This is a genomic window from Njordella aestuarii, assembly GCF_056494165.1.
Genome location: NZ_CM151397.1, coordinates 2,244,213 through 2,268,597, shown reverse-complemented (window position 1 = coordinate 2,268,597; position 24,385 = coordinate 2,244,213). Strand labels below are relative to the sequence as shown.

General features: G+C 52.9%; 13 protein-coding genes. 5 read left to right on the top strand and 8 right to left on the bottom strand.

The features are described from left to right. Positions 1 to 11 precede the first annotated feature (11 nt). From SH451x_RS08710 to SH451x_RS08685, 6 genes are all read right to left on the bottom strand, one after another. Complete coding sequence (locus SH451x_RS08710; RefSeq protein WP_479362061.1) at positions 12 to 530, bottom strand: hypothetical protein; 519 nt, start codon at positions 528 to 530, stop codon at positions 12 to 14. 108 nt (positions 531 to 638) lie between these two features. Then, a complete protein-coding gene (locus tag SH451x_RS08705; protein WP_479362060.1) occupies positions 639 to 1,517 on the bottom strand; it encodes an alpha/beta fold hydrolase in 879 nt (292 codons plus the stop codon). 15 nt (positions 1,518 to 1,532) lie between these two features. Further along, the gene (locus tag SH451x_RS08700; protein ID WP_479362059.1) at positions 1,533 to 1,952 is read right to left on the bottom strand and encodes a MazG-like family protein; all 420 of its coding nucleotides are present in this window, start codon (positions 1,950 to 1,952) and stop codon (positions 1,533 to 1,535) included. Positions 1,953 to 1,986: 34 nt separating this feature from the next. Further along, positions 1,987 to 2,742 carry a triose-phosphate isomerase gene (gene tpiA, locus SH451x_RS08695; RefSeq protein WP_479362058.1) on the bottom strand — a complete coding sequence of 252 codons (756 nt, stop codon included), beginning with the start codon at positions 2,740 to 2,742 and terminating at the stop codon, positions 1,987 to 1,989. Between the two features lie 454 nt (positions 2,743 to 3,196). Beyond that, the gene (locus SH451x_RS08690) at positions 3,197 to 8,485 is read right to left on the bottom strand and encodes an MSCRAMM family protein (RefSeq protein WP_479362057.1); all 5,289 of its coding nucleotides are present in this window, start codon (positions 8,483 to 8,485) and stop codon (positions 3,197 to 3,199) included. Between the two features lie 56 nt (positions 8,486 to 8,541). Then, the gene (locus tag SH451x_RS08685; RefSeq protein ID WP_479362056.1) at positions 8,542 to 9,717 is read right to left on the bottom strand and encodes a WD40 repeat domain-containing protein; all 1,176 of its coding nucleotides are present in this window, start codon (positions 9,715 to 9,717) and stop codon (positions 8,542 to 8,544) included. Positions 9,718 to 10,434: 717 nt separating this feature from the next. Between SH451x_RS08685 and SH451x_RS08680 the strand changes: the two genes are divergently transcribed. From SH451x_RS08680 to ileS, 3 genes are all read left to right on the top strand, one after another. Beyond that, positions 10,435 to 13,689: a DUF1553 domain-containing protein gene (locus tag SH451x_RS08680; RefSeq protein ID WP_479362055.1), complete on the top strand. Its 3,255-nt coding sequence runs from the start codon at positions 10,435 to 10,437 to the stop codon at positions 13,687 to 13,689. Then, positions 13,686 to 15,185 (top strand): DUF1501 domain-containing protein, encoded by a 1,500-nt coding sequence (locus tag SH451x_RS08675; protein ID WP_479362054.1) that lies wholly within the window; start codon positions 13,686 to 13,688, stop codon positions 15,183 to 15,185. The genes SH451x_RS08680 and SH451x_RS08675 overlap by 4 nt, the downstream gene beginning before the upstream one ends. 606 nt (positions 15,186 to 15,791) lie before the next feature. Next, entirely contained in the window at positions 15,792 to 19,247 is a 3,456-nt protein-coding gene (gene ileS, locus SH451x_RS08670; protein WP_479362053.1) for an isoleucine--tRNA ligase, read from the top strand. A gap of 571 nt (positions 19,248 to 19,818) precedes the next feature. Here the strand turns inward: ileS and SH451x_RS08665 are convergent. Then, complete coding sequence (locus tag SH451x_RS08665) at positions 19,819 to 21,477, bottom strand: hypothetical protein (protein WP_479362052.1); 1,659 nt, start codon at positions 21,475 to 21,477, stop codon at positions 19,819 to 19,821. A gap of 438 nt (positions 21,478 to 21,915) precedes the next feature. Here SH451x_RS08665 and SH451x_RS08660 point away from each other — a divergent pair, with 438 nt between their 5' ends. Both SH451x_RS08660 and SH451x_RS08655 read left to right on the top strand, forming a co-directional pair. Continuing rightward, positions 21,916 to 22,134, top strand: coding sequence for a hypothetical protein (locus tag SH451x_RS08660; RefSeq protein WP_479362051.1), 219 nt, complete (start codon positions 21,916 to 21,918; stop codon positions 22,132 to 22,134). Continuing rightward, positions 22,127 to 22,774, top strand: a complete 648-nt coding sequence (locus SH451x_RS08655; protein WP_479362050.1) for a redox-sensing transcriptional repressor Rex — start codon at positions 22,127 to 22,129, stop codon at positions 22,772 to 22,774. The genes SH451x_RS08660 and SH451x_RS08655 overlap by 8 nt, the downstream gene beginning before the upstream one ends. A gap of 34 nt (positions 22,775 to 22,808) precedes the next feature. Here SH451x_RS08655 and SH451x_RS08650 read toward each other — a convergent pair whose 3' ends face one another. Further along, positions 22,809 to 24,107 (bottom strand): cysteine desulfurase family protein, encoded by a 1,299-nt coding sequence (locus tag SH451x_RS08650; RefSeq protein ID WP_479362049.1) that lies wholly within the window; start codon positions 24,105 to 24,107, stop codon positions 22,809 to 22,811. Positions 24,108 to 24,385 lie beyond the last annotated feature (278 nt).

The following is a 24,385-nucleotide window of genomic DNA, read 5'->3' as shown; positions in this document are numbered from 1 at the left end:
AAAAAGAACTTTTATTGCGCGGACAGCGGTTGAGCTGGAGTCGCTTGTTCCACTGGATCGACCGCATTTTCAACCAACGGAGCGGCACCGCGGACTTTTAGAATACCACTGATTGCCACGATCAAGGCGGCAGACAATACAATCAGCCCCAACCATCGGACTCGATTGTCGCGCATCGATTGAAGCTTTGGCGAGCGTCCCACAAGTGCCGCGGCCATAAAGAAGATCCCAAAGGCTAGAATCATCTTGATTCCAATCAATGCGTGATAAAGCCCATCCCCTTTGTGCAGCGGCATCTGTCGAAAATAATTGTAGAACCCTGTGACCAGCAGCAGTAAAGTTCCACCCATGACAAAGGGCTTCCAGTAACGGGTCACTCCGCCCACAACCATTTGTTTAGTGGTCAAATCAAGCGTCCGGAGCGCCGGCAATAGCACGAGCAACGTGTAGACACTGCCTCCGGCCAGGACGATTGCGGTCCCTACGTGGAAAATTCGCGACAGCACATCCAAGGCAAAAGTTGGTTCCATATTTTCCATCCATCATTTAGCGTTTCGAAGTGAACAGTTGCAGAATATCAGAATTGAAGCAACCGAAAAGCGACCCGACCGATTTCGCTCGGTTATAACACAGAACAACTAGCTGATCGCTCGCAGAACCGATGCGTAAAGTGTATCGCGTACACCGTTGTAGTTGTGGTCCGCGTCAGCAATTACCTCAACGGAATGCTGCGTTTTGCCTTCTATGCATTTCGCAAGCATCCGATCGCAGTCAGAAAAATTCTTTCGTTGCCCGCGCACTTCGCGCTCACCAAAAATCCAAGTCGCTTGCGGCAGTTGGTCAGCCCAGCTTAGATAATCATACAAACTTGACGGCCCATACTTGTCGAGAAAGGTTCCTGCACTGATCGTCAACGGCTGTGGAAAACGAATTCGCAGTAGTCGGTCTGGCTCTCCCTCTTGCATCGCTTTCTCGGCGGCCGCCAAATCGCGACGGTAAGCGTCTCCAAATCGAGCGTCGTCCAGCATCGATTGGTAATGGAGCCGCGGCGGCGATATCAAAATCAATTTTTCTGACGGAGCCGTAACTTCGCCATCGGTATTCGCGTGAATGGTAAAGTAAGCAGACTTGATAGCGCCCAGGCTATGTCCTAACAAGCCGACACGCTTGAATCCGTGCTGCCGAGCGAACTGAAGCCACGCGTCGAGATCTTGCACGGCGTCGGCGATCGATTCAAAGGCAGATCCAACCAATGTCGGCAATGCTCCAGAGGCGGCAAACGCAATCTGGTCATGCCCACGCGTGTTGATTCGCAGGCTGTGACAGCCACCCATGCGAACTGTCCGGGAAAGTCCGGCGAGCAACGCCGAGGAGTAAAAGTTACCCGCAACGCCATGAACTATCATCCACAATTCCGAGCGGTCGGAATCAACCAGCGGAAACTGAAGGAAACCATTCAGCCTGACAGCATCACCACACTGGACTTCAACCAGTTGGCCAACGTTTTCGGAATTCATATTCACAACGACAGCTTAACCGCCATCCATGGTTGGAAACTGAGACGTGTCGACGCTATCAGACTGCGTATCGAGTCTGACTTCTGATAAGTTTGGCGGTGGATACTTGGATGCGTTGGCCAGCATCTTGGATCGCAAGGCTTGCGATAAATCGATTCCGCTAACGTTGGCGAACGCAAGCACGTAGGACAACACGTCGGCCAGCTCCTGCGCGATCGGATGATCGGCAGGCAAACCGCTTGCCTGTTCGCGCGACTGTTCGACGCTCAGCCACTGGAAATGCTCAGCTAGTTCGGCCGCTTCAATCAAAATCGACGTCGCTAGATTCTTGGGCGAATGGAAAACTTCCCACTGCCGCTCGGATACAAACGATTGTACGACCTGTTTGAGCTCTTCAACGCTCGAGCTCGAGTCCGAATTTGAATTGTTCGTCATGGTGCGTCCTGTCAAAGCCTGCGTTACTGTTCGTCTACTTTGCGGCGCGGCAAATGGCAGCGAAGCTATCGGCCTTGAGCGCCGCTCCGCCAACCAGTGCACCATTGATGTTTGGCTGCCCCATCAACTCTTCAGCGTTGTCCGCTTTAACGCTGCCACCGTACTGAATAATGACCTTCGCAGCAATCTCGGCACCGAACTTGTTCGACAACCAACCGCGAATGAATGCGTGGACCTGTTCAGCTTGCTCGGGCGACGCTGTCTTACCTGTTCCGATTGCCCAGACAGGTTCGTAAGCAATCACGGTGTTGCTCATCTGTTCTGCTGTCAAGTTGGCAAGCGAACCGCTGCACTGCGTCTCAACAACCTTTTCCGTTTCGCCAGCCTCACGCTGCTCAAGAGTCTCTCCGACACAAACGATTGGAGTAAGCTTGGATTCGAACGCCGCGAAAACTTTTTGATTGATGAATTCGTCCGACTCATGAAAAATCGCGCGACGTTCGCTGTGTCCTAGGATAACGTACTGGCATCCAATATCGGCGAGCATCTTGCCACTGATTTCACCCGTGAAGGCTCCGTCGTTCTTTGGGTAGAGGTTTTGGCCGCCGAGCCCGATTTTGCTGCCACGCAAAGCGGCAGCTACCGTGTGCAAGTAGACGGCTGGCGGGCAGAGGGCAACACCGACTTTGTCAGTCGGTTCGATCTGATCCAAAATGCCGTGGACCAAAGCCATCGCTTCGTCCTTGCAAAGATTCATCTTCCAATTTCCAGCAATCAGGTATCGGCTCACAGCTTCTCCAGAACTCTTGAAGGTATCAAATCAAAGTCGAACAAATTCTTTCCAGGGTTGCTACGCAGTACGCTGCAAGCGCATCGTAGCTGGCTTCGCCAGAAGCCGGTTGAGCATTGGAAAGCTTTGCCGTTCCGCCACGAGCACTGCTGGACAAGCCAGTAGTGGCACCCTTTTGGCAGGCTAGGCCCCCGTTAAATCAGGTTAGTTCTCCCATTTTCAGTAATCGCATCTAACTTCAACCACGTTCTAGGCGAACGCAGCTACGGAAGAAGCATCGTAAACTAATTCGATTGCTAACATAGCAGATTACAGCCATTTCTCCAGACCTCTGACGTGGCGAAGTACGCCGGTGGCAGCTCGGATAAGGCAACCATTACTTGAGTTGCGAAACAAAAAAAGCGAACGGGCTTTTGTTGGCCACCGTTCGCTTTGTATGGATAAGAATGCTGACCTAGCGATCTAGTTTTGCGGCAGCTGCATTCTGCTCGACAACGCGTGAATAGTTGGCGGGCGACAGACCACGATGCAAAGCGGCTTGGTCGATCCCGTCCCCGTCGAAGTCGCCGACGATGTAATCGCCGTCTTCCGACTCAAGTTCAAATACAAGGTCCGTCACGTCCTCTTGACCGTTGCGGTTTGAATCGACGATTAGTTTTCCGTTGCGAATCACGGCAATGTCGTCGATTCCGTCGCCGTCGAAATCGCCGACCACGGGGATGTCGCCTGGGCGGCCAAATTCGAATTGGTCGTCGGAAGCTGCGTTCCATTTACCATCGCCATTGGTATCCAACCGCCAACGTCCTTCGCGATAGATGCCAACGGTCGATATTCCATCACCATTAAAATCACCGGAGATTGGACGATCGCCCCGAACGCCTTGGCGGAACACGTGATCGATCACATCGCTGCGACCAAGCCCGTCGGTGCCGCGTTGCAGAATGCGTCGCTGATTCTCTGCAACTTCGTCTTCGCGTGGAATGTTCTTTGGACGATTGCGTCGGAAGTTCTCGGAGTCTGGCAGACCTGCTTCATTGGTGATCGCAACGTCGTCGCCATCCCACTCGGGACCAAACACACCGATGTCATCTTTTCCGTCGCCGTCCCAATCGCCGATTACTGGCATGTCGGCTTTGTCGCCGAGTTTCGCCCACATGTCACCATCGTCCCAGCGACCGTTTCCATTGACGTCAATCAGCCATTCACCTTCCAGGAACAAGGCTAGTTCATCGACTCCGTCACCGTTGAAATCACCTGCGAGCGGAATAGCCTCTGGAATATCGAAAGCGTTTTTCGATACAAGCTGCGTCTTATTCTGCTCGACCGACACAAAGCTCCACTCGGACGACTTCATCTTGGCAACTTTCCAATGATAGACGTCCAAGATGCTCGCGATATCGGCCAGCTTTGCCTTATTCACCTGCATCGCAGTCGCACTGCCACGCGGCATACCAGCGTTAATAACACTCAGATGCCACGTATAGTCCGCCGACGCAGCGCCGGCGATCATAAGATCTGGCACGATCATTGGCGGCGGTGGCGTTGGCAAGACAACTTGCAGTTGCGGATAAAGGCTTGGCAAATCGCGTGGTGGTTCGAATGGCGTCTTAGGCGGATCGATTGGCGGAATCGGTTGTTCTTGACGCACGAGCACTTCGGAGAAGTTATTCTCGCGCGATACCTGTCCTGCCCCGATCTGAATCATGAGAATCGCATCGTGCCGCGGATTCGTAGCATCATCCAAAGCCAGTAAAGATAGCAGACCGGCTGCTTCCGGATCGTTCGGTAAATCCTCTGGATTCAAGCTCAAACCGCCGGTCGTGCCAGGCGTATCCAGCCCGTCAACGTATCCCTCTGGCTGCACTTGATAGACGTGGTAAGTTCCCGGGCGCAATCCCATGAACTCAAAATAGCCGTTCGCGTCGGTCGTCACCCTTATGGTATCGCCAGTATAAGTACCAGGTAACGCTCGTGAAGACGGGAAAGGTATGCCACTAACGGCTCGCAGTTCCAAAACGACGTTCGCCAGTGGTTTATCGCCTGCATCACGCTGCCCATCGCGAACTGGGCGCAACGCATCTGGAACTTCGCCAGTTGCGTTCGTGATGACATCACCATCTTGGAAAACATAACCAGCAATAGTCGCTGGGGGCGCTTCGCAGAAATTCAGATCGTCCAGAAACTCACCATTGGCTAAATCGATATTAGAAAGTATGTCGTCGATCGAGGTGCCAGCACGTCCAGCAGGTGCAGTCTGACCGCCTTGGAAGTAACCTTGTGGCTGAATTTCTCGTACGCTGTAGCGACCAGGTTGCAGATTCGTAAAGGTGTATCGGCCTTGACCATCAGTCACCGTAAAATTGATAACCAGTCCCGAGCTATCAAGCAATTCAACGCGAACACCTGAGATCGGCTGTTCGTTAGGATCCATGATGCAGTCTAAATCGAGATCCGCAAAGACGACGCCCGCAAGGCTTGCTGGCTCAAGTTCGCAAAAGTTGTAATCGACTAAATCGTCACCACCGACGATGTCAATTGCCGTGATAATATCCTGAACAGACGCGTTCCCGCCGCCGCTGCCTGCTTTTTGCTTACCCTGAAAGTAGCCTTCTGGCTGAGTCTCGCGAACACCGTAACGCCCCGGAGCGAGATTCTCAAAGCGATACTTACCGTTCGCGTCGGTATACGTAGTCCTTAGGATGTTGCCCGAGGAATCGAGCAAATCGATACGCACACCGCTTAGCGTCTTTTCGTTCACGTCCGGCATGCAGTCGTCATCGAGATCGATAAAGACGTAGCCTTCCAGCGTTCCCGGCTCGATTTCACAGAAGTTGTAGTTGACTAGGGCATCGCCACCGTTGATATCGATCGCGGTTATAATATCTTGAACAGTCGCATCACCACCACCGCTGCCGGCTCGTTGGTTACCTTGGAAGTACCCTTCCGGTTGCGTTTCGCGGATCGCATAACGCCCCGGCGCTAGATTGGTAAAGCTGTACGATCCGTCGGCCGCGGTGCGCGTCGTCTGCAGTACAACTCCATTGGCATCGATCAAGTCGACGCGCACGTTCGCCAGCGCCTGCTCACCAGGCTGCACCAAGCAGTCGCCATTGGAGTCGATAAACACATAACCAGCGATTTGCGCCGGGGGTATTTCCGTGAAATCGTAGTCGACTAAGCTAGCGCCGCTGTTGATCGTAAAGCCACGAATCAGGTCCAGTTCGGATGCATCTCCGCCGTGGCTTCCAACATAAGTTTTTCCATTAAAGAAGCCGTTCGGTTGGACTTCGCGAACGCTATACTTGCCTGGTCGAATATCGGTAAACAGATATTCGCCATTAGCATTCGTCGTTGTCGTTTGGACGATGCTTCCATTGGAATCAAGCAAGTGGATGGTAACGCCAGCGAGTGGTCGTTCGGCTGGCGTATCAATCACGTTGTTATCATTGACATCAACGATGACAGCTCCCGCTAAAGACCCCGGGCGTAACTCGCCAAAGTCGTAGTTGATGCCTTTCATGCCATGAGGCAAATTGATCTGCGATATGGTATCTGCTGCGGAATCGACAACGCCAACGCGAGCTCCGCCAATCGTCCCAGCGATATCTTTGCCATCCAAGAATCCGGCTGGCGTTGTCTCGCGCAATCTATAGACGCCGGGCCCCAGAAAGCGAAACGAATAGAATCCGCTCTGGTCCGTAGTCACGGAATCGACGAGGTTCCCCGCCGCATCGAACAGGTCGATTTGAACTCCGGTAAGCAACGGTTCGTCCGTTTGTCGGATGCCATCGTCGTTCATATCTTCAAAAACGTGCCCAGAGATCTCGCCCGGCAGCAATTCGCAGAAATTATACTCAACGCCGTCCTGACCAGGCAAAACATTGATCGCAATGATGTTGCTAGTGCCATCAACTTGACCAACCATCTGTCCGTTGATTAGTCCGACAGTCGCGCCGCCGTCGATCACTCCGGCCGGTGTTATTTCGCGAATCGTATAAACGCCAGCAGGTAGATTTTCGAACTTATAGGAGCCATCATTTCGGGTAACTTGCGTTGCGACAACTGTACTGGTGCTGTTGAGCAACTGGACGGTTACGCCTGGCAGCGGTGTGTGAGCAGCTGGATCAGTGTCATCGCAATCGTAGCCTGGATTGACGATGTGCACATAGCCTTGCAACGTACTGGGCGGGAGTTCACCAAAGTTGAATTCGACGCCATTCTCGTTACCATTTAATTGTATAGCGTCGATCACTTCATTGACCGTTACCACACCGCGCGTCTGATTGCCGACCCGTCCCGCGGTATCTTTGCCGTCAAAAAAGCCGGCCGGCTGCTGGACTTGAACAACGCGGTAACGACCCGGCGGCAAGTTCGTGAAACTGTAGGAACCATCCGCTGCGGTCGTTGCAGTACGAATAACAGAACCGTTAACCGTCGATATGGATTCGAGGCGAATTTGTACACCGCCAATCCCTACTTCACCAGCTTCTCGAATGCCGTCGTTATCAAGATCTTGATAGACAAAACCGCGGATCGAGGTCGGCTGAGCTTCGGCAAAGTTTAGTTCTTTTGCGTGTAGATCGCCCAGCAGGATTTCGATTTGAGTCAGCACGTCGGCGTTGGTCAAAACCGTGCTACCTACGATGGTACCATCTGCTAGCTTGCCAGGGACTGCGCCCACGCTGTAGTAGCCGTTGGGTTGAGTTTCGCGGATCTCGTAAGTTCCGGGCTGAAGATTCAGGTTGATGCCGAACTCATATTTACCATTCACATCAGTCGTAGCTCGATGGCCCGTCGATATGAATTGGTTTCCTTCTTTTCGGTAGAGTTCCAGTACGACACCGCTGAGCGGCTGTTCGTTTCCGTCCTTGACCAAATTCAAGTTGTTGTCGACAAAAACCGTACCTGCAATCGAGATAGGTTTCGGAATCTGCGTAACGCTAAAGGCCGTGCCCGCAGTTCGGTCGCGCAATCCATTGGCGTTGTCGAGGGGAAGGTCCAGATTTGTTCCTTCCAGGTACGAATCGTAGCGATTCCAGAATTCCGACGAACCGTCGATGTCTTGGTAGTGCGGAGCAGCAAAGTACGCTTTGAAGGCCGACGACTGGAACTCGACACCGGATGTAATTGGGTCGAACCCTTCGTTCGTTATCTCAAGGTCAGTTTCGCTCGGATCGTAGATTTCGACTTCTTCAACGTCGATTGAAAAGACCAGCAGATCACCTGCCTGAAAGTTTTCGAAGTGCAGAATCAACTGCGACGAACCGTCAACGACCTCTGCTGTTACTTTTGCATTAGGATTCGCCGTTCGCAGTTCAACAATTTCAAACGGAAAGGCATGGTCGGCGCCAAGCCCCGTCGGCAAAGTGTCAAAGAAGACATCGCCTCGGTCGAAACCCGGCTGTCCTTGATCACCGTCGATAATAAGCTTCGTCATCTTTGTTCCGGCAGCCCCGCCGGTGAACGAGATGTAGAATGTATCGCCATGGGCATCGCTGCCAGTGTCTTCCTCGACGTAAACTCCGCCAACCCAAATTGGATCGACGTTGAACATCGTGCGGCTTTCCATCTGTTCAAAGATCGCCGTACGTTGCGTCGCCTTCTTACGGTCAAAGTGCGCAACCGCCTTTGCGCGTTCGCGAAAAGCGTTTGGCGAACCGACTACAGTATCGTCGCGCAGAGCTGTGCGCAGGAGACGAGAGTCTTTTCGTCGACCGGTTAAAAATGATGGCATTCGCATCATAGCTGCACCTCCATGTGCAGGACGGATTTTTTGCAAATGGTACGACTGTGGATCGATCAGTAAGTGGGTTCGTTAACGCCGGAATCGTAGTAGCGACTGCGGACAGGATGAACCAATGGAGCGGAGTCTTGTGCGGATGAGCTAAATGTGCTTATGTCCCAGAGCCGAATCGTAGTATCAAATCCGGCAGTTATCAGATATCCATCGTGGCGAAGCATCATGGCGACGCTGCCATCATGTCCGACGAGCTTATTCATTGTTTCACCGGTGCGACGGTCCAACACTTGAACAGTGTTGTCCGCTCCAGCAGCAACCATTCGTTCGTCGTCAATCAGTTCCAACGCCAGCAGTTTGCCTGAGCGCAGCTTCGTCGACACCAAGGTCTCGCCCGTTTCCCAGTTAATTTGATTCACCACGCGATCTTCACCAACACTGGTAAGTATGTTGCCGGATGCGTCCAATGTCAGTGACCTCAGACGTCCACGGTGCAAGTGATAGTCATGTTCTAGCTTCCCAGTTTGAACATTAAACACATGAACAGCTCCATCGCGCCCGCCAGCGATGACGCGCTGACCGTCTTGCGTGAATACAAAATCGCGTTGATCGCCACATTCGCAGTGAAATTTGTTAATCAGTTTGTTGGACTCAAGCGAGCAGATATAGATTTCGTTGCTGAAGCCGCCGACACAGACGCGTTGGGCTTGCGGGTCTATGGCTAAAGCGGTCAGAGTATGGTCGGTTTGTAGCAAGACGGTCTTCTGGACGCTGCGCGGATCATCCGCATTCCACGCCCACAGGATTACCTTTCCATCGTCTCCGCAGCTCAGCAATCGCAGATCTTTGCCGAGCGTAGGCATAAACGCTACACGACGAACCCAGTCGGTATGGCCTTCCAAGATCAGTTGCGTCTTTCCGCTGCCGATGTCGATCCAGCGGATGGCGTGGTCGTCGCCTGCCGCGACCAATGTTTGGCTTGTCCGATCGCTAGCTAAAGCTGTAATGACGGGGCTATACTGACGGCCTTGAATTGGAGCGAGCTGGATGAAATTGGATGGCCCTGCGGGAGAACTCGTTTCGCTCCAAACCGGCTTGGCGACCGACGCAGTTTGCCAGTTGGCGGGCGGCTGAGCGACGGCGGAGGCGACTCCGACAACACTCTGTACCAGTAAAATGCCTGGGCAAGTGAACTTAGCGAGGTTGGCTAAGCTAGTTTGCCGACCGGAATTGTTCATAATCTTAGTTCGCTCGGGCTGAAGAAAAACGGCGACACTGCGCCACCATCTTTTTTATCGTCGAGGTCCGGTTGTAACGTTTAGGTAAACTTTGCCGGTTAACTAAACTTTTTCAGCAAGCGGCTAGCCGTATCGGTGCCGCGGCCCGCAACTCCCGTAGCTGCGTTCGCCAAGAACGCGGGTGTATTTAGGTGTGCTTCCTGAAAAAGGTGTAGCTTCGGAAAAAGCGGCCGATCCGTGGAAAAGGGTGCCACTGCTGGTTTGTCCAGCAGTGCTCGTGGCGAAAAAGAAAAGCTATCCAACACGTCCCCCGGCTTCTGGCGAAGCCAGCTACGATGCGCTTGGTTGCGCTTGCCTCCGCCTGAAGGCGGTACTACGAACAGATCCTCTGGAAAAGGGTGCCACTGCTGGCTTGCCCAGCAGTGCTCGTAGCGAAAAAGAAAAGCTATCCAACACGTCCCCCGGCTTCTAGCAATACCAGCTTGGATGCGATAAATCAGTCGTTTATTGCTCCACTAGACCAAGCTTTGTTGAACAGACGGCTTTTGTCTGCCATAATGGAGGAGCTAACAGCCCCCCACCTATTAAATGCGACTACGATCCCCGTTAGCCGTCCACGAGTCGTCGCTTCCACAGCTGATCGAGCAAACGCCAACAACCGGACAAGTTTTTCCGCCCCTCGTTGCTAGTGTTCGAAATCCCAAAGCCTAACCACCTATGACTTTACGATCGCCCTCTTGGTCGAAAGACTTCCCGCAAATGCGTCGGATTTTGTTTTTATCAGTCAGTCTGCCCCTTGTCTGCCTGGGAAATTCCTTTGCGTTCGCAGATGGAATCGCTGAAACGCAAAACGAACCCCACAAGGTCACCTTTACACGCGACATCGTCCCGATCTTGGCCGATACGTGCTTGGCGTGTCATGGCCCTGATGCGAACACTCGCAAAGCCGACCTGCGACTCGACGACCGCCAAGCGGCAATTGACGCCGGTGCGATCGATCCCGGTAGTGTTTCGTCGAGCCTCTTGATTGACCGGATTTTTTCCGACGATCCTGAGTCGATTATGCCACCACCGGACTCTCACAAAGTTCTGACCGACGCTCAAAAGGAAACGCTGCGGCTTTGGGTCGAACAAGGTGCCGATTACGAAAAGCACTGGTCATTCGAAGCTCCGGTTATGCCCGAGGTCCCTCAAGTTAGCAAACCGGAATGGGTGCGCAACCCGATCGACAGTTTTGTGCTCGCGAAACTCGATGAGCAAGGCCTGACGCCATCGCCCGAAGCAGACCTACGATCGCTGATCCGTCGTGCGTGCCTAGACCTTACTGGTCTTCCGCCAACGCCGGAAGAGATCGAGAAAGTCTTGGCCGATCCGAACCCTGATCGTTACGAACGTTACGTTGACTGTCTATTGGATCGGGAGACTTGGGGCGAGCATCGAGGACGATATTGGCTGGACTATGCTCGCTATGCCGACACGCACGGCATTCACTTTGACAACTATCGCGAAATGTATTCTTATCGCGACTGGGTCATCCGCGCCTTCAACGACAACATGCCTTTCGACCAGTTTACCGTCGAGCAGTTGGGGGGCGACATGTTGCCTAACGCAACGCTTGACCAGCAGATCGCCACCGGCTTTCAACGTTGCAATATCACGACGAACGAAGGGGGCATTATCGATGAAGAATACGTTGTGCTCTACGCACGCGACCGCGTCGAAACGACAGGTGCAGTATGGCTAGGCCTAACCGTCGGCTGCGCTGTCTGCCACGATCACAAGTTTGATCCTATCAGCCAACGTGAATTCTACGAACTGTCAGCGTTCTTTAACAACACAACGCAAGGCCCACGCGACGGCAATCGCAAAGACACGCCGCCAACGGTCGTCGTGCCGAGAATGGGAGATCGCCCGCGGTACACTGAACTCAAGCAACAACGACAGACGCTTGACGGCCAGATCGCAGCTCGCCGCAATGCTGCCCACGAGCCCTTCACCGCTTGGCGAACCTCCCAAGAAGCGTTCGCGCAGATCGAATCATCGCACCTACAAGCATTGAACGCCAGCGAAGCCAAACTGCAGTTCCATGTTCCTGCCAGCGAGGGCAATGGCAGGCAGATCTACTTTAGCGATGCTACGCCCGGCGTTCACTCCAAAACGTTAACGGCAGATCCTCAACGTACGAACGGCGCCATTGCAGAGAGCGCTTGGGTCAACCAAGACGCCTTACAAGTCGCATGGCCCGAGGCAGGCCGATTCGAAAATACTCAGTCCTATAGTGTCGCGCTTTGGATCAAACCGCCCGCGAATCCCCCCAACGGTGCCGTTATTGCCCGGATGGACCCAAATAGTGAACACCGCGGTTGGGACGTCTGGCTTGAAGGCGGACGTGTCGCCATGCACTTGATCAACAAATGGCCTGAGAACGCTGCGAAGGTCGTTTCCGAAGCGGTCTTAACCAACGATCAATGGACGCACGTCACATTCACGTACGATGGCACGAATAAGGCCGAAGGGTTCCGATGCTACTTGAACGGCGTGCCGACAAAACTAACGATAGCTCAGAATTCGCTCTCGAGCACAACGCAGACAGACGTACCATTTAAACTTGGAGGTCGTCACATCGGAGCATCCACGCCTGGTGTCGCCATCCAAGATATACGGCTTTTCGACGGCATTGTAAGTGAGCAACTAGTGTCGTCTTTGTCCGGCGATCGGCAAACATTGTTCTTGCTTTCCAAAGAAGACGCTGCGTTAACGGAAGAACAACGAAACGGCTTATTCAGCTACTATCTCAAGCGTTTCGACACCGAGCACCAGCAGTTGCTCGCGAGCAAGAGTGCAGTTGATTCCGAGATTGCTCAGATTGAAAGCAAGGGGACGCAAGCTCACGTCATGGCTGAACGTGAAACGAAACCGCTTGCCTACATTTTGAATCGTGGCGAATACGACCAGCGCCGCGACGAAGTTTACCCTGAGACGCCTGCAATTTTGCCTGCCATGGCAGATAGATTTCCACCGAACCGACTTGGGCTTGCACAGTGGTTAGTTTCTGACGACCATCCACTTACGGCCCGCGTCACGGTGAATCGATGTTGGCAAGAGTTGTTCGGTCGCGGGATTGTGGCTACGGCTGGCGATTTCGGTACGACAGGTATGTTGCCTACCAATCAAGCGTTGCTCGATTATTTGGCTATCGATTTTCGGACCAACGGCTGGGACCTCAAACAGCTTTACCGCCAAATGGTGACGAGTGCGACGTACCGGCAATCGCCTGCCGTCACACCTGAAAAGCTCGAGAAGGATCCTGAAAACATCTACCTTAGCCGCGGGCCTCGCTATCGAATGGATGCGGAAATGGTAAGGGACTACGCTCTATCGGTCAGCGGTCTGTTAAACCCATTAATCGGCGGTCGAAGCGTTCGGCCTTATCAACCCGAAGGTGTCTGGGAAGCGGTCGCGATGCCTGAGAGCGACACGCGTATTTATAAGCAAGACGAAGCGCCGATGCTGTATCGTCGCAGCATGTATACGTTCTGGAAAAGAGCCGCCCCGCCCGCTTCCATGGATATCTTCAACGCGCCAGCTCGTGAAGTCTGCACCGTTCGGCGGGAACGAACCAACACTCCTCTGCAAGCATTAGTTACTATGAACGACCCGCAGTATATCGAAGCCGCGCGTGTTCTTGCCGGCAAGATGATCGCTAGCGGTGAATTTGAGAACGATGAGTCGCAAATTAGTGCGTTGTCGCTTCGCATCTTGGGCCGCGAGTTTGCGCAGGAAGAGACGCAGATTGTGCTGCAGACACTATCGAGTGCACGAGCGTTTTATGAAGCGAACTCAGAAGAAGCAACCGCCTTACTGGCAATTGGTGCGGCAGAGCGAAATGCAGAGATTCCGCTGGCGGAACATGCGGCATGGACGCTGGTTTTGAACCAAATGATGAACTTGGACGAGGTACTTTGCAAATGATGTCACGAAATCCACAAAATATGCCGCCAGTTCATCCCGAATTCCAGCGCTGGGTTCAGATGGAAACTCGGCGTCAGTTTTTTCGTCATGGCGGCAATGCACTCGGCATGGCCGCACTTGCGCACTTGGGTGCTGGAGCAGCGTTTGCAGGGGAACAACCGGTTACCTTTGAGCAATCGCCACTAGGCTTGCCGCATTTCGCACCTAAGGCAAAGCGCGTAATCTATTTGCATATGGTCGGCGGACCTTCGCAAATGGATTTGTTCGACTACAAACCGCAGATGAACGAGTGGTATGACAAAGACCTGCCGGAATCGATTCGCAATGGTCAGCGACTGACCACGATGACCAGCGGCCAATCTCGCTTTCCAATTGCTCCTAGCATGTACAAGTTCGCTCAGCATGGCGAGTGTGGGATGTGGATGAGCGAATTGCTGCCGTGGACTTCGAAGGTAGCGGACGAAATGTGCTTTATCCGCAGCATGCATACAGAAGCGATCAACCACGAACCGGCGATCACGTATATGCAAACCGGCAATATGGTCACCGGCCGTCCTTGCATTGGCTCTTGGATTTCTTACGGTCTCGGTTCAATGAATAGCAACCTGCCGACGTTTGTCGTGTTGGTCGCGCAGCCGACTAACACCGAACAGATTCAAGCGATTTCTGCGCGGCTCTGGTCAAGTGGCTATTTGTCCGGGGAGCATGCGGGAGTAAATTTCCGCTCGAGCGGCGATCCGATTCTTTATATCAACAACCCCGCTGGCATTCCGACGGCGATGCGTCGCGAAATGCTCGACGGCCTCCGCCAGTTGAACGAGCGGACCTATCAAGCTGTCGGCGATCCTGAAACGCATACGCGTATCCAACAATATGAGCTTGCCTTTCGTATGCAAGCGAGCGTCCCAGACTTGACAAATATCAACGACGAGCCAGAAAGCACGTATGAACTGTACGGCGAAGCGGCCAAGAAGCCAGGATCATTCGCGAACACAGTGTTGCTCGCGAGGCGGATGGTTGAGCGTGACGTACGTTTTGTGCAAGTTTATCTTAACAATTGGGATCACCACGGGAACACGAAGGACCGTTTGCCTAGCCAGTGCAAAGACATCGATCAAGCGACTTATGGGTTAATCACTGATTTGAAGCAACGTGGATTGCTAGATTCGACGCTGATCATCTGGGGCGGCGAGTTTGGACGGACGATTTATTCTCAAGGCGGTTTGAGTACTACGAATTATGGCCGCGACCATCATCCACGCTGTTTCACGATGTGGATGGCTGGTGGCGGGGCAAAGGGCGGAGCGATTTACGGTGAGACCGATGATTTTTCGTACAACATTGTGAAGGACCCGGTCCACATCCGTGATTTTCACGCGACAGTGTTGCACATGCTGGGGATCGAACACGAACGATTCACCTATAAGTTCCAGGGGTTGGATAATAAGCTTACCGGTGTCGAACCAGCCCGAGTCATCACCGACCTGCTCGCGTAGCGACGTCGCGTTTGAACGAAGCGTTTGCGATCCTCTTCCGTCGCTTCGTTCGCCCAGAACGCGGTTGAAGTTAGGTGCGGTTCCTGAAAAGGTTCTAGGGGCAATACGGAAAAAGGATCTTCGGTCGATCCTGAAAAGGGTGCCACTGCAGGCTTGTCCAGCAGTGCTCGTGGCGTAACGGCAAACCTTCCCAACACATCCCCGGCTTCTTGGCGAAGCCAGCTACGATGCGCTTATATCTGCGAATTGCGGAGCAATGACAGACGGACGTAAGTCCCAGGAAGGAAGGCGCCAGATGCATTTGAGTCGCGGAGCGACGGCAGAAGGTTAAAACGACGGTGGCCTCACGTTGACGTGATGCTGAATTGAATGCCGTCGCGCCGCGACTCAGAAATCTTTGGGGCGTTATACCTGGGGTTCCGCGTAAACTCGCCTTCAGCTCGTTTCGCTCCCCCCCAGGCTAGCAAATGCCATCGCTCCGCGATTCAGTAACACAACGCGATTGAACCTGGGTCCGTTTCCTCGAGAGAGTGACCTTGCCGAATCACCGTTCGCAGTGAAAATGGCAGACATTCCAGTCCTCGTCCGTACTCCAAAGTCAATCGCATGTTCAAAGCCGTAGGCACCGATGTCAATTTCCCAAAGCAAGAAGAAGAAGTCCTGCAATTTTGGAAATCTCAAGACATTTATGCGAAATCGCTGGCCGCGCGGCAAGGCTGTAAGCCGTTCGTCTTCTTCGAAGGCCCGCCGACTGCTAACGGAATGCCGCATCCGGGCCACTGTTTGACGCGGGCGATCAAGGATCTGTTTCCTCGCTATCGCACCATGACCGGCTACCATTGCGAGCGTCGAGCCGGTTGGGATACGCATGGCTTGCCGGTCGAAGTCGAAGTCTGCAAGGAGCTTGGCATCCATAGCAAGGAAGAGATCGAGGCGTTCGGCGTCGAGCCGTTCATTCAAAAGTGTCAACAAAGCGTCTGGCGCTACATGCAGGAATGGGAGCGGCTGACCGAGCGAATTGGTTTTTGGATAGACCTGTCCCAAGCTTACGTGACTTACCATCAAAGCTACATCGAATCGGTGTGGTGGTCGCTCAAGAATCTGTTCGACCGCGGTTTGCTCTATCGTGGCCATAAAATCGTTTGGTGGTGGGCTCAAGGCGGAACAGCACTCAGCAGCGGCGAAGTTGGTCAAGGCTACCGCGAAGTGGCTGACCCGAGCGTCTATGTAAAATTTGCTTTAGACGACGAGCCTAACACGTCGTTGCTTGTGTGGACCACAACGCCGTGGACCTTGCCCAGCAACCAGTTTGCCGCCGTGCACGAACAGCTCAGCTATGCTTATTGCACCGACGGGGAAACGGGTGAAACGATTGTTGTGGCCGAAGCGCTTGTGGCAGACCTAGCCGAAAAATCAAAACGAGAGCTGACGGTACAGAAATTGGTTAAGGGATCGAGCTTGATTGGCAAGACCTACCGGCCGCCGTTTGGCTACTATTATGATTCAATTGGTCGGCAGCAGGGTGAGTTGCACGACGGGACGAAAGTCCAGCAGGCTTGGCGAGTCGTTCCAGCGGACTTTGTGACGACCGACTCAGGCACAGGACTGGTGCACATGGCACCTGCTTTCGGCGAAGCGGACTATGGCGTACTTGCCGACGAACAAGCAAAATTCGTCGCCGGCACCGCTCCCAAGTTAATCTGCGCAGTGGGACCAGATGGTAAATTTACCGACGTAGTTCCGGACCACCAGGGCGAATGGGTCAAGGATGCTGACAAAGCGATCATCCGCCAGCTCAAAGACAACAATACGTTATGGATGCAATCTCAGTACGTCCACGATTATCCATTCTGTTGGCGAGCTGAAAGTGACCCGCTGATCCAGTATCCGCGCGAAAGCTGGTTTGTACGCACCACGCAGTTCAAAGATGCAATGTTGGCGAATAATCAGCAGATTGCGTGGCAGCCAGAGCATATTCGTGACGGTCGATTCGGAAACTTCCTGGAAAGCAACGTGGACTGGGCATTGTCGCGCGAACGCTACTGGGGAACTCCGCTGCCGATCTGGGTTTGCGAGGCTACAGGAAAGATGGAAGCGATCGGCAGTTACGACGAATTGCTCACCAAACCCGACGTGCAGGGAACCGAAGTCTGGGCTGCGGCGAAGAAAGCCAACCCAGAACTCGTCGAAGATCTGAAGGTCCACAAACCTTACATCGACGCCGTTACTTACCAGTCGCCATTCGTTGCGACCGCGCGTATGCGACGAGTCACGGAAGTAATCGATTGTTGGTATGACAGCGGCGCAATGCCCTTTGCACAGTGGGGCTATCCGCATAAGAATCAAGCGGAATTCAAGAAGCAGTTTCCTGCGGACTTCATCAGCGAAGCGATCGACCAGACGCGTGGTTGGTTCTATAGCCAATTGGCGATCAGCACGATGATGTTCAGCGAAGCGAACGATGAACTGCCCGCTCACAAGTATCCGCATCCGTTTCGGAACTGCATCGTGTTAGGATTGATGCTGGCCGAGTGGTATGAGAGCAAAGATGGCAAACAACGTTTTCTGAGCGAAGAGGATGCGAAGAACGCATGCGGCAAGAACTACGTTCAGAAGTCGGGCAAGATGAGCAAATCGTTGCGAAACTATCGCAGCCCAAGCGAAATCTTTGACAAGTTTGGTGCCGACGCTCTTCGCTGGTACTTCTATGCGAATCAGCCACCATGGAATTCGATTTTGTACAGCGAGCGGGCGATTCGCGACAGCATTCCTGAATTTATGCTCCGGCTATGGAATGTGTTTAGCTTTTTTACGATCTACGCGGAAATCGATGGTTTCGCTGGCCCATCCAAAGGCGGCGTCGTCGACGATCAAATGGACAACCTCGCTGGTGCCGGTCATAGCGGTTACCGCTCGGTGTCCGAACGTGGTGAGTTAGATCGCTGGATGATGAGCGAACTGCACGGTTGCGTTGAGGACGTGCGAGCGCGCATGGATCGTTACGATAGCTACGGTGCGTGCCAGTCGATGAACGAATTAGTAGACGCGATGAGCAACTGGTTCGTGCGACGCAGCCGCAATCGTTTCTGGGCAGAGGATACGCAGGCCGTCGAAAAAATCGACGCGTATTGGACGCTGTACGAATGCATGATCACCATTAGCAAACTCATCGCACCGTTCACACCATTCTTGGCGGAATCGCTATGGCATCACTTGACGGCGAGTGTAAAAACTCAGGTGCGAGAAAGTGTTCATCTGTGCGACTATCCTACGGCCGATACGGCTTTGATCAACCGCGATCTCTCGGTGCAAATGAAGCTTTTGCGCGAAATTGCATCGCTTGGTCGTTCGGCGCGTATGGAATCGAGATTGAAGGTCCGTCAACCTCTGGCACGAGTCGAAGTGACTTTGGTCGACGACAAGCACGCTGGCTGGCTTAAACTGCATGATGAGATCGTCCGTGAAGAGCTGAACGTCAAAGAGATTCATTACGGTAGCGGATCGAGCCCCTACATCGAGTACGAAGTTTTGCCGAATTTTCGTGCTCTGGGACCCAAGGTTGGCAAACTCCTTCCGACTTTGAAAGCGGAATTGGCCAAAGCAAATGGTGCGGATTTGCTGGACCAACTGAACAGCAAGGGTATTGTAGAACTTGTTTTAGGTGGACAGCCAATGCAGTTCAACAGCGAAGAGCTTCAGGTGCGATTGAAAGCGAAGGAAGGCTGGGCTGCAGCGCAGGGCAAACAGTGTGTCGTTGTACTATCAACGGAGCTTAACAAGGAGTTGATCGACGAAGGCATTGCACGCGATGCAATTCGTTTGATTCAGGATCAACGAAAGAAGCAGGGTTTTCAGTTTACGGACCGCATCAAGATTGTCTTGGTCAGTGAGGAAACAAATGTACTGTCGGCCCTTAAGTCGTTCGAGCAAATGATTTTGCCGGAGACGTTGGGTGTGGAGCTGACTTTGTTATCATCCTTGCAAGATAACGTGTCGGTTATCGAAGCTGAACTTGGTGAGACGAAGGTCTGGGTTGGATTGGAGCAAATCGTTCCAGTTTGATTGGATGGTACGACGAGCTTCGCTTCGCTGCATCGTAGCTGGCTTCGCCAGAAACCGGGGGCGTAGTGGAAAGCTTTTCCGTTTCGCCACGAGCACTGCTGGACAAGCCAGCAGTGGCACCCGTTTTCAGGGATCTGTTCGTAGTACCGCCTTCAGGCGGAGGCAAGCGCAACCAAGCGCATCATAGCTGGCTTCGTCGGAAGCCGGGGGCGTAGTGGAAAGCTTTTCCGTTTCGCCACGAGCACTGCTGGACAAGCCAGAAGTGGCACCCGTTTTCAGGAAACGGCCAACCTTTTTCCGGAATCGGCCAACCTTTTTCAGGACACGCACCGAACTTCACCCGCGTTCTGGCGAACGCAGCTACAAAGAGGGTTCTTGGCGAACGCAGCTACGAAATGAGTACTTACTAAATGCAAAAAGCCAAGTAACAAGGAGCCGTTCATGGCACCCGAGTTACTTGGCGTTTTTGTCTTGATTCACTTATCCAGTTTTCGAACCAGATCGGCAGCGATTGGGATTACGTTACAAATGCTCCACAATCGCTGTGAGGTTCTTCAACTGAATTTCTACACTAGCATCCACAACCGCAATCAGCAGCTGGAGCTGCACATCCGCAAGAGCTGCTGTGGCATCCGCCCAACAGGTTCTTGCCAATTCGACGTAGGCGACCGTTGAACAGACCGTTCAACAATCCACCGTTGCTGCTACCAGCGTTTGCACAAGGATCGCAAGCCGAAGCACCACCGCAGCTAACGGTTACTGGAACTTCTTCGCAAACGGTCTTTGGAACGCATCGGGTGTAAGTGTAAGGAACACAAACCTTAACGCACTTGGCAACCTTCACCGTGGTGGTGTAAGGAACGCACTTGGTTACGCAGTAAGGTACTTGCTTTGTACGGCACTCGGTTGTCATGTGGCAAACCTTGTAGCTGTACTCTTGCGAACGTTGCTCGCAAACCATCTTGCAGGTTGTGTAGCAAACGTCTTTAACGCGTTGCTCGCAAACCATGTTGCAGGTGGTGTAGTTAACAGTCTTGCTACGGCATTCTGGAACCATCTTGCAAGTTGTGTAGGTGCAAACCTTGCTACGTGGCTCGCAGACATAGCTGCAAACGGTGTAGCTAACTTCTTTGCTGTGGCACTCAGGAACCATCTTGCAGGTCGTGTAGTTTACAGTCTTGCTACGGCACTCAGGTACCATCTTGCAAGTGGTGTAAGGAACAACCTTGGTACGGCATTCTGGAACGCACTTGGTTACAGTGTAAGGAACAACCTTGGTTTGGCATTCCGTTACGTAGCTTGTGCACTCAACTGTCTTCTCTTCGCATGTTGGAACCCAGACCTTCTTGCAAACGGTCTTTGGTGGGCACTGTACGCATTCAACTCGGCATTCGCCTGGGCAGTAAACGTTCTTGCAGGTGCTTGGATCGAATGTCCAGCTGCCTGGCTCACGAACTACCTTACGAACAACTGGACCAGCAACTTCTTCGGAAACAGTGTCCCAGTGACCGCCTTGAACCTGGATGGTCTTGGTTGTGGTAACAGGACGAGTTACGTTGGAAGTTACAGTTCGTTCGCGAGTTTCGGTAACTGGCACCATAACGGTGTAGTTAACGGTTCGCTCGTGGTTTTCAACAACGCGGTTCATAACCGTGTAGTTAACAACCTTGCTGTGCGTTTCATGCACTGGCTTCATGACCGTATAGTTAACGATCTTTGTCCGAGTCTCAGTAACAGGCTTACGAACTGTGTAGTTGATAACCTTTTCATGGGTCTCGTACACAGGCTTCATCACCGTGTAGTTCACAACCTTGCTGTGTGTTTCGTACACTGGTTTGCGGACCGTGTAAGCAACTTGCTTGGTGTGTGTTTCGTACACAGGCTTCTTCACAACGTAGTTGCGAACGCCGGTCTTTGTTTCGTATACTGGGACGTTAACAGTGTAGCTAACGTCACGATATTGGGTCTCGCGCTCTACACGATTGCGAGTAACCGTTTGGTCTTCATAGACCACTTGGTTTTCCATTCGAGTGGCGTTTACTGTTTCTTGCTCGTAAACAACCTTTTGTACCGTTTTCATAACGGTGTATGTCTGCGGTCCACAGGAGTCAACGACTCCGCAACCACAGTTATCATAACTGACAGCGCCGCAGTAAGCAGCGTTGGCAGTGTTACCAGTCCAAGCGGTCAGCAAAGCCGCCAAAGCTGGTAAAGCGAAAACTTTCTTCATCACCGATCTCCTTAAGGGATTCAATCGCTGGGGAAACAAGACAAAAATTGACCTACTTTGACGGGTTCGTCCAAAGCAACCTTGAGCGACACGTTAGTTCCAGCGTTAAGATCCATACTTAACGTCCCACCTCGATTCGACATCTCCTTCTCTCGTCAGGAGAAGCCGGGTGCTCCCGTCCCTGCTCGCCTCCGTTTTGCGGAACAGAAGCGTGCTTGACGAGAACAGAGCGGCGTCGTGGTAAAATGGGTGTGCTGGGGAACGAGTTCTCAAAGCACCAGATTCATCGACTGGTGAATAAAGGTGCCATAAGAAAAATAGAACGAAGGGGAAGAATAGATGGCTTAGTGAAGAATGGAGGACAAAGTTGTTCTGACTTTACCGGTCGTAACGACCAACTGCGGTTTGCCTCAAGTCCGGTGACGTTTCTTCCGCAGAATGCGAACCGTCCTCCACCCATCTGATGGTGGGTCGTTTCAGCACACTAAGACGTTCCCATACCTTAGAAATTGCGTCGTTGATTCCGATTTACGCGAGCGGGCCTCGCTCGAGTACAATAGAGACAAAGGATCCGGCAATCCTGCTGCAGATGACCTCGAATGGAACGTCCAAACTCCCGTCCCGCTGATGGATGAAACAGAGAATTCGGATGATTAACGACTCAAACGAAGATACAGCAGCAATTCCGAAATCGACAGTTACGCGACTGGTGCTATACCTTCGCGAACTGCAGCAACTTTCGCGAGCTGGGATTACCTATATTCGCTCAAGTGGACTCGCCGACCGCCTCGGGCTTTCTGATTCACAAGTGCGTCGCGACATTTCACACATCGGTCAGTTTGGCCGACGCGGCGTCGGGTATCCGACCAAGGAACTGTCGCGGGCGATTCGTGAAGTGCTCGGTACCGACCGTCTCTGGCGAGTCGTTTTGATCGGAATGGGCAATTTAGGCCAAGCGCTTTCGGGCTACAAAGGCTTTCGAGAACAAGGTTTTAACCTAGCAGGCGTCTTTGATAGCGATCCAAAAAAGATCGGAACGAAAGTACACGGGCATATTGTCCAATCAGAGGATGCAATCGAAGAGTTCGTTACGCAAGAAGGAATCCAACTTGCCATTCTTGCGGTGAATGCGGCCAGTGCCGAAGTAATGGCCGCTCGGCTGAACGCAATCGGGATCGCAGGAATACTCAATTTCGCTCCAGTCAGTGTGCGACGCGAGTCGGGTGACGCTGCCGTGCTGGACGTGGACCTTGCGCTGGAACTGCAGCGACTTGCGTTTGCTGTCGTCCGGCGGTAGTCCTCGAAAATTCTAATTATGAGACGATTGAGTCCTACAGCCGGAGCATTCGATAGCCTGCGACGAGTAAATCGACGGCAGTGTCGATTTCTTCACGTGTTGTGAAGCGGCCAAGTCCAAAACGAGTAGAACATCGCGCGTTGTCAACTTCCAAACTGATCGCCGTGAGGACATGACTAACCGTTTGTTTTGCCGAACTGCATGCGCTACCGGTACTGAAACAAAGATTTGGTACCGAGAGCATCAGCGACTGGCCCTCGACGCCTCGCCACTGAAAATTCAAATTTTCGGCAATGCGATGCTGATCAGGATCACTTGTGACCACGGGACCATTCAAAGTGAGATCGTCGCCCAAATGATCTAACAACTTATCTGAAAAATACGATTGTAGCGTACCGAGCCTTTTTCGTTCAGTAACGTGAACTTCGCGAGCGATTTCGAGAGCTTGGCTCATGCCGATTATTCCAGGCACATTCAGCGTCCCGGATCGCAGGTTTCGTTGCTGCCCGCCGCCTAAAATTTGAGCTCGCACACGAAGGCCACGGTTATTGCCGTTCACGTAAAGCCCGCCGACGCCTTTGGGACCGTAGAACTTATGAGCCGAAAAACAAAGCATGTCGACGCCCAGTTCTGAAACGTCGACGCTCAGTTTCCCAACACCAGCCGTTGCATCGCAAAAGCTGATGGCTCCGACCGCTTGACATCGTTTCGCTAATTCGGCGATCGGTTGAATTACGCCAATTTCGTTGTTGACGAGCATAACGCACACTAACGCTGTATGGTCATCGATGATCGCATCAGCAGCGTCGAGATCAACGGTGCCAGCGGCGGGATGCCCCTGTGGGTAAACTGGCAGCCAATCGACTTCGAACCCTTGGTCGACCAACCGGGCGATCGGATCGAGGACCGCTTGGTGTTCCGTTTGGACGGCAACAATTTTGCGGCGTTTCTGTCGAGGATGTTGGCAAACGCCGAAGATCGCTAAATTGGCAGCTTCGGTAGCTCCGCTGGTGATGACTAGCTGATCGCTGGTTGTGCCGAGCTCGTGCGCAAGCGAGCCTAATGCCTGGGCGACTGACTCTGCCGTTTGACGGCCCATTTCGTGAGAAAGGCTGCCTGCATTAGCAAACTCGTCGCGGAAATACGGCAGCATCGCGTCCAAAACTTGTGGGTCGACCCGGGTTGTCGCATGGTTGTCGAGGTAGATAAAGTCGGACATGTTTGAATTGTACGCATTGGCCAACGAAGTCTGAAGCTCAATCGTGGCTGGCTTTGACTGCATCTTGGTGGCTCGGTTTTGGTAGCTGGCTTCGCCTAGAAGCCGGTCAAGCATTGGATCGCTTTACCATTTCGCCACGAGCACTGCTGGACAAGCCAGCAGTGGCACCCTTTTTAGGGATCTGTTCGTAGTACCGCCTTCAGGCGGAGGCACGCGCAACCAAGCGCATCGTAGCTGGCTTCGCCAGAAGCCGGTCAAGCATTGGAACGCTTTACCGTTTCGCCACGAGCACTGCTGGACAAGCCAGCAGTGGCACCCTTTTTCAGGACCCGTTAAACATTCGTTATCAGAATACGTTAAACATTCGTTATCAGGATACGTTAAACATTCGT

Coding starts and splice junctions, on each gene's coding strand:
- SH451x_RS08685 (WP_479362056.1), bottom strand. CDS start 9,717: ATGAACAATTCCGGTCGGCAAACTAGCTTAGCCAACCTCGCTAAGTTC.
- SH451x_RS08655 (WP_479362050.1), top strand. CDS start 22,127: ATGATTAACGACTCAAACGAAGATACAGCAGCAATTCCGAAATCGACA.
- SH451x_RS08650 (WP_479362049.1), bottom strand. CDS start 24,107: ATGCTTGACCGGCTTCTAGGCGAAGCCAGCTACCAAAACCGAGCCACC.
- SH451x_RS08675 (WP_479362054.1), top strand. CDS start 13,686: ATGATGTCACGAAATCCACAAAATATGCCGCCAGTTCATCCCGAATTC.
- ileS (WP_479362053.1), top strand. CDS start 15,792: ATGTTCAAAGCCGTAGGCACCGATGTCAATTTCCCAAAGCAAGAAGAA.
- SH451x_RS08710 (WP_479362061.1), bottom strand. CDS start 530: ATGGAACCAACTTTTGCCTTGGATGTGCTGTCGCGAATTTTCCACGTA.
- SH451x_RS08690 (WP_479362057.1), bottom strand. CDS start 8,485: ATGATGCGAATGCCATCATTTTTAACCGGTCGACGAAAAGACTCTCGT.
- SH451x_RS08665 (WP_479362052.1), bottom strand. CDS start 21,477: ATGAAGAAAGTTTTCGCTTTACCAGCTTTGGCGGCTTTGCTGACCGCT.
- SH451x_RS08700 (WP_479362059.1), bottom strand. CDS start 1,952: ATGACGAACAATTCAAATTCGGACTCGAGCTCGAGCGTTGAAGAGCTC.
- SH451x_RS08660 (WP_479362051.1), top strand. CDS start 21,916: ATGCGAACCGTCCTCCACCCATCTGATGGTGGGTCGTTTCAGCACACT.
- SH451x_RS08680 (WP_479362055.1), top strand. CDS start 10,435: ATGACTTTACGATCGCCCTCTTGGTCGAAAGACTTCCCGCAAATGCGT.
- SH451x_RS08705 (WP_479362060.1), bottom strand. CDS start 1,517: ATGAATTCCGAAAACGTTGGCCAACTGGTTGAAGTCCAGTGTGGTGAT.